This window comes from Brevibacillus sp. JNUCC-41 (genome assembly GCF_014844095.1).
GTDB classification, from domain to species: domain Bacteria; phylum Bacillota; class Bacilli; order Bacillales; family DSM-1321; genus Peribacillus; species Peribacillus aracenensis.
Genome location: NZ_CP062163.1, coordinates 2,443,402 through 2,456,322, shown reverse-complemented (window position 1 = coordinate 2,456,322; position 12,921 = coordinate 2,443,402). Strand labels below are relative to the sequence as shown.

Below are 12,921 nucleotides of genomic sequence, written 5' to 3'. Positions count from 1 at the left end.
ACAGATATTAGTCTTCCCGGGTTTTGAATTGTTCCACTTTGCCTTCCAAATCATCTATCATGCCGATTAAACGGTCTATATCTTCCAACTCCGTAGTTTCCGGTTCGATATGATCAAGAACTTCCATGAACATCGTGAGGCGTTCTTTTAAGTATGTTAATTGTTCGTTTTTACCTGTAATGGATTTTCCCATGAGGCACTCTCCTTCCGTTCTTCTTTCATCGTAACGAAATCTGCTTCAAAGTGCAATGGCAAGCTATAAATACAGCTCTCCGCGATTTGACAATTTTTGTTCCCATTGTTCATAATGGGTTAGTGCATTATTACGTAAGGAGTTTTAAATATGTCAATAATCAAGCAAGATCTTTTAACACCAATTACACCCAAGTATGATCCTTGGGAAGCATATATGGACGTTGAACAATATGGAAAACTCAGCCTCACCAACGTGGAATTTACCACCACCACCCTTTGCAATATGCGTTGTGAGCATTGTGCCGTCGGTTACACACTTCAGCCCAAGGACCCGGATGCCCTGCCTCTGGAATTACTGATTCAGCGCCTTGATGAAATCCCCTTGCTTCGCTCGCTCAGCATCACTGGCGGGGAACCGATGCTTTCAAGAAAACAAGTGAAGAATTATGTTTTGCCTCTATTGAAATATGCCCGCAGCCGCGGGGTACGGACACAAATCAATTCCAATTTGACCCTTGACTTGGAACGGTATGAGGAAATCATTCCTTATTTGGATGTTCTGCATATTTCCCATAATTGGGGAACGATCGATGAATTCATTGATATCGGCTTTGCCATGATGGATCGAAAACCATCTCGGGAACAGCGAAAGAAACTATTCGATAAAATGATCGAAAATTCCCGTGCCCTGACAAAAGCTGGTGTGCTGGTATCTGCTGAAACGATGCTTAATAAACGGACATTGCCTCATCTTGAGCATATTCACAGACAGGTCGTCGATGAAATGGGATGTCAAAGGCATGAAATTCATCCGATGTATCCAAGCGATTTCGCTTCGGCACTTGAAACTTTACCATTGGATAATATGCGTGAAGCGATTCATCATTTGCTTGATATCCGTGATGAGAATGTTTGGATGCTTTTCGGTACCCTGCCATTTTATCCTTGCAATAACAGTAAAGAGGATATAAAGCTGCTTCAACGCCTTTATGGTTCACATAAAGTGACCGTACGGAATGACCCTGATGGACGTTCCAGGTTAAACATCAATATTTTCACCGGGGAAGTGATCGTGACCGATTTCGGGGACGCGCCTACATTAGGGAATATTAAAGATCAGCCCTTGACCGATTCCTATGACACATGGATGAATTCGAAACTGGCCAATGAATTGAACTGCCACTGCCCATCAGTCAAATGTCTAGGCCCGAATGTTCTCGTCAAAAATGCTTACTACCCGAATGAGGACTTCAGGATCAGGAAGTCAACCATATGAAGAAAAACTCGCCAATCCGGCGAGTTTTTTAAATTTACCTTGGTTGCTGCGAGACTGTAAAGCTGAAGGAAACATGGTCCTGAACCGGTATCCATGCACCGATGCCTTGTGATGTGATGTTCTTTATCGTAATGGTTCTTTTATTTCCTTTTAGATTCAAATATACTTCCCCATATGTGACCTTGCCTTTTTCATTGACGGCGGAAGCAAAACTGGATAAGTAACCAATCCTATTTGAAGCCACATTATATACTTGGTCTTTTTTCGTACCAGCGCCGATGATCGTTTCAAAAGCTAAAGGCAAATTCGTTTTTTCAGTGGCTTTTAGCAGCATCATCTTTTGAACATCCTCAGCCTTTGGAATTTTCGCTGTCAGACCGCCACTCACTGCCTTCTGACTTTCCTGGACATAACGGATCTTATAGGGAACATCACCACCGCGATTATCATAGTAATTCGTATTGATCTTTTGGTATTCCCAGTTTGGTGCAGTTTCAGAAGACTCATAATTCAAGGCCCAATGGCCAAGGTAAATGGTTGCCCTGTATCCAAAAGCAAGCGGGGCTTTTGCAATTGCGGATTCATTCAACATTTGGATTAGTTCTGGGTTTTCAATCTTGATATCCGACGAATCGATCAATTGTTTGGCCAGATTACTTGGCTGCAGCATCGGAAGATCCTGGGTCGGGTTCGGATACGTATTCTCCTTTGCAATATTCAATACTGAAGGTGGGATGTTCACCTTATTCTGATTTGCTTTGACTTCTGGTATATCAGCTGCAAAACTTACATTCGCCTGAATGAAGGCAATTAGGGCAATCATAATAATAATAATAGTTCTTTTCATTCTGTCGCACTCCTTTTGAGGGGTTCAATCATATTGATTATAGATTTTGTTTTTAGCCAACATTCTATACATTTCATTCCGATTTCAACTTTGTAATAAATTTGTAAAGTTCAGAATATTTACTTTTCTATTTAAATCAGTTATACTTATTTTACATTATAAAAAGGAGGCGAAATCGTTCATACCTATTAAACCTTCAGGAGGTATGCTTATCGAACAATCCATGACACCCTTTTAAAGGATGACAGAAAACGAATTCGCCTATACTTAAATCTGATGTAAAAGGATGGTGTGACCCTCTAGAATATTTTCTCAACTTTTTCAAAAGCATGATGAAAAATTTTGGAATAACTTATGAATGGTAATTTACTAATATAGAAATGACTCTGCTAAATCTAACCCGAGCAGAGTCATTTTTATTTTTTCATTTTATAAAAAGAAAGACCTTCCACATCGGAAGGCCTGCATTCTTATAATAAATAAAATCCAATTCCCATAATGAAGTAAGCGGCCAATAAGGTAAGGCCTTCAAACCAGTTCGTTTCCCCGTCATTAGAGATCATGATCACCAGAAAGACTGCTGTAACCATTGATATTAGTTCTGGCATTGTGAAAACAAGCGGCATACTCGTTGGATACATTAACGAAATCAATACGAGTACAGGAGCAACGAACATCGCTACTTGAAGCGTGGAACCAACGGCAATCTCCACAGCGACATCCATTTTGTTTTTATAGGCCATTATGACGGCGGAAGCATGCTCTGCCGCGTTACCGACAATCGCTACGATAATGACACCGATGAATAACTCCGACCATCCGAAGGCTTCCCCTACCTCGCTAAACGTATGGACAAGTTTTTCCGATACATAAGCAACAGCCAATGTAGCGGCTGCAAGTATTATAATTGCCTTTTTCCTGCTCCACTCCGGTACTTCCGCTTCATGATCCTCGAGCTTCTCGTTATGCTGATATACCCCGCGGTGTGTAACCAATTTAAAGAATAATGCAGCAAGATATAATAAGATCATGATAATGGAAATTCCGACACTTAACGACATCGTGCTTGATTCACCCATGTTTTGTGTGAATACTTCCGGTATGACGAAAGCTACAATTACTGCAAAAATCAATAGACCGGCATTATGCCTCGCATCGAATACATTAAACTTCTGCCGTTTGTATTTAGTCCCTCCGATAAAGAATGAAAGTCCTGCCACCAACAATAAATTCCCTAAAACGGAACCAGTCAAAGACGCCAGCACGACACCAACTAGCCCTGCCTTTAATGAAAAGATGGATATGATCAATTCTACTGCATTACCAAAGGTTGCATTCAAGAGACCGCCAATCCTTGGTCCCATAACAATCGCTAAGCTTTCGGTTGCCCGGCCCATGAAGCCTGCCAGCGCCACGATTGTTAAGCAATATACTATGAACATGATTACACTCGGCCAATGCAATAACGACCCAATGACAGATAAAGGGACGCCTAACAGGACAAGCCCCAAAAATATTTTATTCACGATACTTCTCCTCACAATCCTATAGTTCTTTTTATGTAACAAAAGCTATCATACATAATCTTCGGGTGTTGACAAAGGAAAATTTTATCATACCCTCTCTTCTTGACAATATTTACCCAAATTTCTATTGCTTAATCCTCTTCCTAAGTTGTAACATCAAGAAGGTATACAATTCTTAGGAGACATGATTTTATGAATAGTAAATTGCTTTTAAGCGTTTTAATCTTAATTGTCGGTATATCGGGGTTTTCTCAAGGGATGCTTCTGCCGATCATTGCCATCATTTTTGAAAATGAAGGAATTAGCTCATCCCTAAACGGGTTTCATGCAGCCTCCCTTTATATTGGAATTTTATTGATTTCTCCTTTTATGGAAGCCCCACTCCGTAAATACGGCTATAAGCCATTGATATTATTTGGCGGGATAACGGTCATCGTATCACTTGCCCTATTTCCTGTCTGGAAATCATTCTGGTTTTGGTTCGTACTGCGTTTCTTCATTGGTATCGGCGATCATACACTTCACTTTGCTACACAGACTTGGATCACGGCCATTTCACCAATAGCGAAGCGCGGAAGGAATCTTGCCATTTATGGACTCTTCTTCAGTCTTGGCTTCATGGTTGGCCCACTGATGACGAAGCTTCTTGAGATCAATCAGTCTTTGCCTTTCATCATCACATCCATACTTAGCCTTCTGGCTTGGTCCACTGTTTACCTTATTAGAAATGAGCTTCCTGAACAAGATGATTCTGAAAGCACATCATTCCTTGGCACAATCAAAAGGTTTACGAAAGTTAGCCGCATAGCCTGGGTCGCTTTTTTACTTCCGTTTACATTTGGCGTGCTTGAAGCCTCATTGAATAGCAATTTCCCTGTATTCGCCCTGCGCTCCGGAATCGATTTAACCGCAGTATCCATCATCATTCCGGCATTTTCGGCAGGGACTCTGCTTACCCAGATTCCCTTGGGGATGGTCAGTGACCGCTTTGGACGGCGAAAGACCTTACTGACGATTCTTATATCAGGGTTTGCCATATTCACGCTTGCAGGGATATATTCCTATTCAGTGCTTGGCCTATTCCTCTGTTTTATGTTTGGCGGAATGATGGTTGGTTCGACTTTCTCGCTGGGAATCAGTTATATGGCAGATCTTTTACCTAGAAACCTGTTACCTGCCGGGAATTTATTATGCAGTATATTCTTTAGTCTCGGCAGCATCGGCGGTCCATTCTTTGGCGGCCTGGTTATAGAACATATTGATGGAGGAAGTTTTTTCTATATGATAAGTATCATGCTTTTCCTTGTCTTCATATCATTGGCCTTGTTTAAGGAAAAAATGCCTGCTCCCGCAATGTAGTATAATTTTTTATCTTGACTGATTCTTTTATTATTCAGTTTTTCAATAGACTTGTTAGAAAATACTTTATATTTTTTACTAGATTAGAATCATTCTTCTTTATTTCCGAATAGGATATGTGGTATTATAATAATAACAAAAGGGACATCACGTATATAAACCTTTGAAAACATTGCTGTCATCGCAATTCCGGTGGCAGCTTTCATATTTTATCCAGAGAAATGACGTTGATTATCTTTCTCAATTAGATATAACACAAATGATAATCTATATCATTTACACAAAAATAGAGAAGAATGTGGGAGGGAATCTTATGACTACAGATACTAAACATTTAACCCAACCGGCTGCATGCAAAACCACTTGGTTGGAAAAAGCAAAACCTCATCTAGAACTTATTGCTGCATTATTCAGCGGTTTACTTATAGTATTGGGCTGGGCCCTTTCAAAGAACGGAATGGAAACTGCCTCCATAATCATATACTTGGCCTCTTTCTTGATTGGCGGATATGCCAAGGCAAAAGAAGGCATAGAAGATACGATTGCCGACCGGGAATTGAATGTTGAGATGCTGATGATTTTTGCAGCAATCGGTTCTGCGGTCATCGGATACTGGACGGAAGGCGCCATATTGATTTTCATCTTCGCTTTAAGCGGTGCCCTTGAAACATACACGATGAATAAAAGCCATAAAGAAATTTCGGCACTTATGGACTTACAGCCGGAAGAAGCACTGCGCATCACTAACGGATATGAAGAAACCGTATCCGTTTCACAGCTGCATATCGGGGATTTAATTTTAGTGAAACCAGGTGAGAGAGTCCCTTCAGATGGAAAAATCACGGACGGCCGTACCAATATCGATGAGGCCGCCATCACTGGCGAATCCATACCAGTCAGTAAATCATTGGATGATGAAGTATTTGCGGGAACGGTCAATCTCCGTGGAACGATTACCGTGGAAATCACCAAACCGGCAAGTGAAACTTTATTTCAAAAAATAATCACTCTTGTTCAATCCGCACAAAGTGAAAAGTCCCCTTCCCAGCTGTTCATTGAACGGTTTGAAGGAACTTATGTAAAAGTAGTATTGACGGTTGTCGCCCTGATGATGTTCATACCCCATTTCCTATTGGGGTGGAGCTGGACCGAGACATTCTACAGAGCGATGATCCTGCTCGTTGTCGCTTCTCCTTGTGCCCTTGTGGCCTCTATCATGCCAGCTACACTTTCTGCCATTTCAAATGGAGCGCGTCATGGCATTTTATTTAAAGGAGGCATCCATCTTGAGAATCTAGGTAATCTGCAGGCAATTGCTTTAGATAAAACCGGTACATTGACAAAAGGAAAACCAGAGGTAACCGATGTTATTATCCGCGAAGATCTAAACGAAGATGACTTCTTATTTCATATTGCATCTGTTGAAAATTATTCGAATCACCCTTTGGCAACATCGATCGTACGTTATGCCAAATCGAAATTGCAAAAGGATATCATTAAACCAAATAACATGGAAGATATCTCAGGTAATGGGGTTCAAGCCTATATCAATGGCGTGCTTTGGCAAGTCGGAAAGGCTGATTTCGTCGGTCGCAGTGAAGCAGAACGATTCCACAATGGCATTGCACTGACATTGGCTGAACAAGGCAAGACAATCGTTTATGCAAAAGATGATCAAGGAATTGCAGGCATACTCACTTTGAAAGATGTCGTGCGTGAAGAAACCGTTACAGCCATCGAAGCCTTGAAAAATGAGGGCATCCATACCGTCATGCTTACAGGGGATGGGGAAAAAACGGCTAAAGCGATTGCTTCGGAGAGCCATATAGATGCATATATTGCCGAATGTCTACCTGAAACCAAGGTGACTGAAGTGAAAAAGCTGAAAGAACAATTTGGCACTGTAGCAATGGTTGGCGATGGCATCAATGATGCACCTGCACTTGCAACAGCATCTGTTGGAATTGCAATGGGTGAAGGCACGGATGTTGCCTTGGAGACAGCGGATGTCGTTCTGATGAAGAATGACCTTCCGCGCATTGCGGAAGCAGTCAAATTATCCAAGAAGATGAATCGGATCATCAAACAAAACGTCATCTTTTCAATTTCGGTCATCATGATCCTGATAGCATCCAATTTCCTTCAATTTCTAGACCTCCCATATGGCGTCATAGGCCATGAAGGAAGTACAATTCTCGTTATACTGAACAGCTTAAGACTTTTGAGAAACTGAACATGAAAAAGGAGCCTTCCAAGGCTCCCTTTTTTTATGATCGTTTCATTTAGTGATATCCGTTCTTACCGTTTGCAGAACCTGAAGTTTTATGATTCGAACCTTTATTTTTTCCTTTTTGCTTTGTGCTGCCATCCTTTTTACTCATTAAAGAACTCCTCCTCTTCTAAAGTTGTCATTTCATGAATAGTATCCGCAGCATGTTAATCCGCTATTACGGAAACTCCAGGAAGATCATCCACATTCCGGTTTTTTCTTTTCACTAATGAGCGCATTTATTTCCCCACCCATTATGATTATGAGCCCAGACAAATAAAACCAGACCATTAATACGATGATTCCTCCAAGACTTCCATATGTTGCTGAATAATTAGCGAAGTTCTCCACATAAAATGAAAACAAAAAGGAAGCGAGACTCCATCCTGCCGTTGCAAAGATAGCACCAGGCAGTACGGTTATGCACTTCAGCTTTATGTTCGGCGCAATCCAATAAAGGATGGTGAACACAATTAAAAATACAAGCGTACTGATCACCCAGCGAAGTTGGTTCCAAATCGTAAGAAATTCATCTGATTGTCCAATTTCGGCAAATAAAAACACTCCGATTTGTTTTCCGAATACCGGCAGCAATAAAACGACAATAAAAACAAAAATCATCGCTAAAGTGAGAAGAATCGACATTCCCCGGGAAATAAAGAAAGTTCGACTTTCTTTTACACCATATGCATGGTTAAAAGCTTTAATGATTGCATTCATCCCATTCGATGCCGACCATATCGTTCCGATGACACCAAACGACAATAAAGTCCCATTCGCTTCCATCACTTCCGATAGGTTAGCCTCAATAATTCTCATCGAATCGTCAGGCGCATATGTACGGACAGTATTTAATATATCTTCTTGGGAAAATGGCAGATAGGCCAATAAAGTGAATAAAAAAATAAGTAATGGAAACAGGGAAAGTAAAAAGAAATAAGACAGTTGTGCGGCAAGACCAGACACATCATCGACCTGCAACCGTTTTATGAAAGCCTTGAAGAATGAGCTTTTCAGCCATTCTTTTTTATTGGCCATACCTCCACCCCATTTTTTAATTTAAGGAAATCCGTTCATGGTGACTTGAAGTTGGCTCTTCTTCCTCTGCAGCAAAAACTTCCTTCGTCTCCATCACCACTTGGGCAACTTGCGAAGGAATATCTTTCATTTCCTCCACCTTTTGGGAAATGAAGGAGACATCATCGGAAATTTTTTCAACAGTGGAACGGACCTTAGATGATGTTTCACGTACTTGTGTAAGCACCCCATTGGGATTCTTTATGAATTCTTTCATATTACCCATGCAGCTTTTACTGTTTTCCAATACAGAATAACGCGTATCCTTATCAAAAAGGCTTATCGCTGCCCCAGCCAACGCCCCAATAAAGACCGCTTGCATAAATTTGCTTTTCTTGGCACACTTATATTCTTCACGAATGTTGCTCATATATTCTCCTCCTCGTCATATATTAGTTGATGTATAATAGTAGCTATCTCCATTATACAATGTTTAAATATTTTTTTTCCTATCTTTTCCCAAACTCTCTCACTTTAAAACGTGGAGATGACCAAGTATATCGCGTTTCCCACCCGAATATTCATTGACTTCTCAAGGTAATCATGCAAAGATGAAAATATTTAGGAACGTATGAAAGGATGAAGGAAATGGATTTAACGCAAAACACAGCCGAAAGTGTAGAGTTTATGATTGAAGCAATCAAGGATAAATTAAAAGTTATGAACTTCGGTGCAATCAAATCGACCCATTTTGATATCGAGATGTACGAAGAACTGCACGATATTTATACAATGGTGATGAAAAAAACGAATTTCAGTGTCCGTGAAATGGAAGCTATCGCTGAAGAACTTGGAAGACTGCGTAATAAGTAACATTCAAATCCTCCCATTCCGGTGAGGATTTTTTTCATTTTTAAAAAAATTCTGCTACATTTGATATAGAATTTGAAAACCGACAGGAGTTGTAAGCATGGTAGAAAGAAGAACGCCCATCAGTATTGCAGAAGCAGTGGAAAAAGTGATGAAGCATAAATTAACAGGACATACGGAACTGATCCCCCTTGAGGAAAGCCACGACCGTTTTTTGGCTCAAGATATTGTAGCTACAAATGATGTTCCGCATTTTAACCGCTCACCATATGATGGATTCGCCCTTAGGTCCAAGGATACGGCAGAAGGTTCCATAAATACCCCTCTCGAGTTCGAAGTGGTTGAAGAGTTGGCTGCGGGTATGGTATCGAAAATTCCTGTTCAAAAAAATCAAGCGGCAAGAATCATGACTGGTGCTCAGATGCCAGCTGAGTGTGATGCCATAATCATGCTCGAGCTTACGAAGGAACTCGAAAAGGAAGGAAAGAAGTACATATCATTTAAACGCTCTCTTAAGGAAGGCGAAAACGTTTCTTTTCAAGGTGAGGATGCAAAGAAAGGCGATGTTCTTGTGAAAAAAGGAACAGCGATCAATCCAGGGATCATCGGCTTGCTCGCAACATTCGGTTATGCCGAAGTGCCAGTTGCCACTAAGCCTGTCGTTGGATTATTCGCTACGGGGTCTGAACTTCTTGATGTTAATGAACCGTTGCAGCCCGGCAAAATTCGCAACAGCAATTCACATGCCATCTCCGCTCAAATTCGAAGGGCAGGAGGAGAAGTCCGTTTCTATGGAAAGCTTAAGGACGAATTCGAATTAAGCTACGAAGCCATTTCCACTGCCTTGGAGGAAGTGGATCTGCTCATTACGACAGGAGGAGTTTCTGTCGGTGATTTTGATCTTCTCCCGGATATTTATCAAAAAATTGGCGCTGATGTCTTATTCAACAAAGTGGCCATGCGCCCCGGCAGCGTGACGACCGTAGCCGTATATAATAACAAATTTTTATTCGGTTTATCCGGCAATCCATCCGCCAGTTATGTCGGCTTTGAACTATTTGTAAGACCGATCATACGCACCATGCTGTTTTCGGAGCATCCGCATTTACGAAAAGAGACGGCACAATTGGCAGAAGACTTCTTAAAACCCAATCCATTCTCACGTCTGCTTCGGACCCGATTATTTTACGAATCCGGCCAGTTGAAGGTAACTCCTAGCGGTGTGGATAAATCCAATATTACTACAAGCTTGGCAGGTGCCAATTCACTGACAATCTTACCTGGGGGGACACGTGGTTTCCAAACTGGAGATTTTGTGGACATCCTGCTTCTCGATGACCAAGAAGGATGCCAATGGCCTTGGTAAAGCCCTTTATTTTTCAGGTTGTTGGCTACCAAAATAGAGGAAAAACGATCTTCATAACGAATATAATCAAACAGCTTCGCGAAGCAAAATTAGAGACAGCCGTTTTAAAACATCATGGACATGGCGGAAAACCAGATGTAACAGGCACGAAGGATTCTAATAAACACTTTCATGCAGGCGCGGCCGCATCACTTGTTGAAGGAGATGGCACAATCGAGCTGCTCGGCAATTTCAAGGGTAAAGCCCCTATCACTGAGCTCGTTCAATTACTGTGCCTATTTCTCCCTGATGTGATTTTAATTGAAGGTTATAAGCAAGAGGGCTTTCCTAAGGTCATTTTAATAAAAGAAGAAAGTGACCTCCTGTTATTGGAACGGCTTACTAATGTCAAAGCAGCTGTGGCTTGGCCCGAATGTCTGGAACGAACAAGGAATCATGCTTCAGTACCCGTCTTCCCTTTGGATTCGGATCAATTCATTACATGGTTTTTAGAACAAATATGAAGGAGGGCACAATGTTCATACAATTTCCCATAGAAAAACGCCGCAAAATGATCGAAAGCATCCAAGAATATGTGTATCAGGAACATGGCAAGGAAATCGGTGAAATCGCAGCTGAAAATCATTTGCAGTTCATTTTCGAAAATATTGCTCCTTTTATTTATAATGAAGGTATTAAAGATGCTCAAAAAGTCATTGAGGACAGATTAGGAAATATTGAAGATGATTTGTATTCATTGGAACGTCCTATTGATTAAATGAAAAAACAGCATCATGATTGATGCTGTTTTTTTATGTTCATTGTTCGGTCAAAATAAGCGGACCGTTTTTCGTAATGGCAATCGTATGCTCATATTGAGCGGAGTATTTCCCATCTGCAGTGGATGCCGTCCATCCATTCGGATCCCGGCTTGCTTTATATGTACCTACGTTTACCATTGGCTCGATGGTGAATACCATGCCTTCCTTAAGACGCGGACCTTTATTCGGCAGTCCATAATGCGGAACCTGCGGCTCTTCATGAATGACATTTCCTATCCCGTGTCCGATGAAATCACGAACGACAGAGAAGCCTTCCGCTTCGACATAAGATTGTATGGCATGACCTATATCTCCAATCCGATTGCCTTCCACACATACTTCAATCGCCTTATATAAAGATTCCTTGGTCACATTCACTAAATGTTCGGTTTCCTTTGAAACCTTACCGACCGTATACGTCCAGGCAGAGTCAGCCAGGGCCCCGTTATAATTGACGACCATATCAATCGTTACGATATCCCCGTTTTTCAAAGGGGTCTTACGAGGGAAACCATGACAAATTTCTTCATTTATGCTAGCACATGTCGCATACTCATACCCTTTGTAACCTTTTTGTTCCGGCTTCGCACCATGTTTTTTTAAGAACCCTTCAACAAATTCTTCAATTTCCCATGTTGTCACCCCAGGAACAATCAACTTTGCAATCTCCCTATGACAGGCTGCCAAAATTTTACCCGATTCATGCATCGCTTGAATTTCACGTGCAGATTTTAATACGATCAATCGTGACACTTCCTTTTTAATTCGTCTCTCCTTTTATTTTACTGCAAAGATTGAAGTATATGAATCCTTTAAATTGAAAAATCCCGGCAGATGCCGGGATTTTCCATTATTTCAATAGATTGAGCGATTCCCGGTTAAATGCCGGAAGGTCTTCAGGTGTCCTGCTGGTTACAAGCTGGTTGCCGCAAACCACAACCTCTTTGTCCAAATATGTGGCACCTGCATACTCCATATCGACTTTAATGGATGTATATCCTGTTGCGTGGCGTCCTTCAAGTGTTTTGGCCGTAATCAGCAACTGTGGTCCATGACAGATTGCAAATACTGGTTTTTTATCATCCATAAACGATTTGGCGAAAGTTACGAAGCGTTCGTCAGCACGCAGTTGATCAGGGGAAAAACCGCCGGGGATGAATAATGCATCAAAATTTTCCGGTTTCACCGAGTCGATGCTTTCATCAATCTCTACTTCTACCTCCCCTTGTTTCCCTTTAACCGTTTTCCCTTTTACCATTTCAATCGTCGTTACCGTATGGCCTGCTTCCTCGAATGCTTTTGCCGGTTCACTATACTCCGAGTCCTCAAACATATTCGTTACAACACATGCGATATTTTTACCCATAATCATTCAACTCCTCAATTTTTATCGAAT

14 protein-coding genes are annotated in these 12,921 nt (G+C 41.3%); 7 read left to right on the top strand and 7 right to left on the bottom strand.

Translation table 11 applies throughout. From position 1 onward, the window contains the following. Positions 1 to 7: 7 nt before the first annotated feature. A complete protein-coding gene (locus JNUCC41_RS12040; RefSeq protein WP_192207774.1) occupies positions 8 to 193 on the bottom strand; it encodes an SE1561 family protein in 186 nt (61 codons plus the stop codon). 150 nt (positions 194 to 343) lie between these two features. Here JNUCC41_RS12040 and yfkAB point away from each other — a divergent pair, with 150 nt between their 5' ends. Then, a complete protein-coding gene (gene yfkAB, locus JNUCC41_RS12035; RefSeq protein WP_192207773.1) occupies positions 344 to 1,471 on the top strand; it encodes a radical SAM/CxCxxxxC motif protein YfkAB in 1,128 nt (375 codons plus the stop codon). Between the two features lie 34 nt (positions 1,472 to 1,505). Here the strand turns inward: yfkAB and JNUCC41_RS12030 are convergent, their stop codons facing one another. After that, positions 1,506 to 2,318, bottom strand: a complete 813-nt coding sequence (locus JNUCC41_RS12030; RefSeq protein ID WP_192207772.1) for a YfkD famly protein — start codon at positions 2,316 to 2,318, stop codon at positions 1,506 to 1,508. A 470-nt stretch (positions 2,319 to 2,788) separates the two neighbouring features. After that, positions 2,789 to 3,847, bottom strand: coding sequence for a calcium/proton exchanger (gene cax / locus JNUCC41_RS12025; RefSeq protein ID WP_228467651.1), 1,059 nt, complete (start codon positions 3,845 to 3,847; stop codon positions 2,789 to 2,791). 189 nt (positions 3,848 to 4,036) lie between these two features. Here cax and JNUCC41_RS12020 point away from each other — a divergent pair, with 189 nt between their 5' ends. Together JNUCC41_RS12020 and JNUCC41_RS12015 are read left to right on the top strand one after the other, a co-directional pair. Next, entirely contained in the window at positions 4,037 to 5,203 is a 1,167-nt protein-coding gene (locus tag JNUCC41_RS12020) for an MFS transporter (RefSeq protein WP_192207770.1), read from the top strand. A 313-nt stretch (positions 5,204 to 5,516) separates the two neighbouring features. Beyond that, positions 5,517 to 7,436, top strand: a complete 1,920-nt coding sequence (locus JNUCC41_RS12015) for a heavy metal translocating P-type ATPase (protein ID WP_192207769.1) — start codon at positions 5,517 to 5,519, stop codon at positions 7,434 to 7,436. Between the two features lie 234 nt (positions 7,437 to 7,670). Here JNUCC41_RS12015 and JNUCC41_RS12010 read toward each other — a convergent pair whose 3' ends face one another. Further along, positions 7,671 to 8,510, bottom strand: a complete 840-nt coding sequence (locus tag JNUCC41_RS12010; protein ID WP_192207768.1) for a YihY/virulence factor BrkB family protein — start codon at positions 8,508 to 8,510, stop codon at positions 7,671 to 7,673. Between the two features lie 16 nt (positions 8,511 to 8,526). Continuing rightward, positions 8,527 to 8,919, bottom strand: coding sequence for a YtxH domain-containing protein (locus tag JNUCC41_RS12005; RefSeq protein ID WP_192207767.1), 393 nt, complete (start codon positions 8,917 to 8,919; stop codon positions 8,527 to 8,529). Between the two features lie 218 nt (positions 8,920 to 9,137). On the opposite strand from JNUCC41_RS12005, the gene JNUCC41_RS12000 reads away from it, so the two are divergent. The 4 genes from JNUCC41_RS12000 to JNUCC41_RS11985 all read left to right on the top strand — a co-directional run bounded on the left by JNUCC41_RS12000 (position 9,138) and on the right by JNUCC41_RS11985 (position 11,482). Continuing rightward, complete coding sequence (locus tag JNUCC41_RS12000; RefSeq protein WP_034305672.1) at positions 9,138 to 9,362, top strand: DUF1128 domain-containing protein; 225 nt, start codon at positions 9,138 to 9,140, stop codon at positions 9,360 to 9,362. A gap of 97 nt (positions 9,363 to 9,459) precedes the next feature. Further along, positions 9,460 to 10,725, top strand: a complete 1,266-nt coding sequence (locus JNUCC41_RS11995) for a molybdopterin molybdotransferase MoeA (RefSeq protein WP_192207766.1) — start codon at positions 9,460 to 9,462, stop codon at positions 10,723 to 10,725. Then, a complete protein-coding gene (gene mobB / locus JNUCC41_RS11990; protein WP_192207765.1) occupies positions 10,713 to 11,228 on the top strand; it encodes a molybdopterin-guanine dinucleotide biosynthesis protein B in 516 nt (171 codons plus the stop codon). The genes JNUCC41_RS11995 and mobB overlap by 13 nt, the downstream gene beginning before the upstream one ends. Before the next feature lie 11 nt (positions 11,229 to 11,239). Further along, entirely contained in the window at positions 11,240 to 11,482 is a 243-nt protein-coding gene (locus JNUCC41_RS11985; protein WP_192207764.1) for a DUF2164 domain-containing protein, read from the top strand. A 40-nt stretch (positions 11,483 to 11,522) separates the two neighbouring features. Here the strand turns inward: JNUCC41_RS11985 and map are convergent, their stop codons facing one another. Together map and JNUCC41_RS11975 are read right to left on the bottom strand one after the other, a co-directional pair. Then, positions 11,523 to 12,269, bottom strand: coding sequence for a type I methionyl aminopeptidase (gene map / locus JNUCC41_RS11980; protein WP_192207763.1), 747 nt, complete (start codon positions 12,267 to 12,269; stop codon positions 11,523 to 11,525). 106 nt (positions 12,270 to 12,375) lie between these two features. Next, positions 12,376 to 12,891, bottom strand: coding sequence for a type 1 glutamine amidotransferase domain-containing protein (locus tag JNUCC41_RS11975; RefSeq protein WP_192207762.1), 516 nt, complete (start codon positions 12,889 to 12,891; stop codon positions 12,376 to 12,378). Between the last annotated feature and the right edge of the window lie 30 nt (positions 12,892 to 12,921).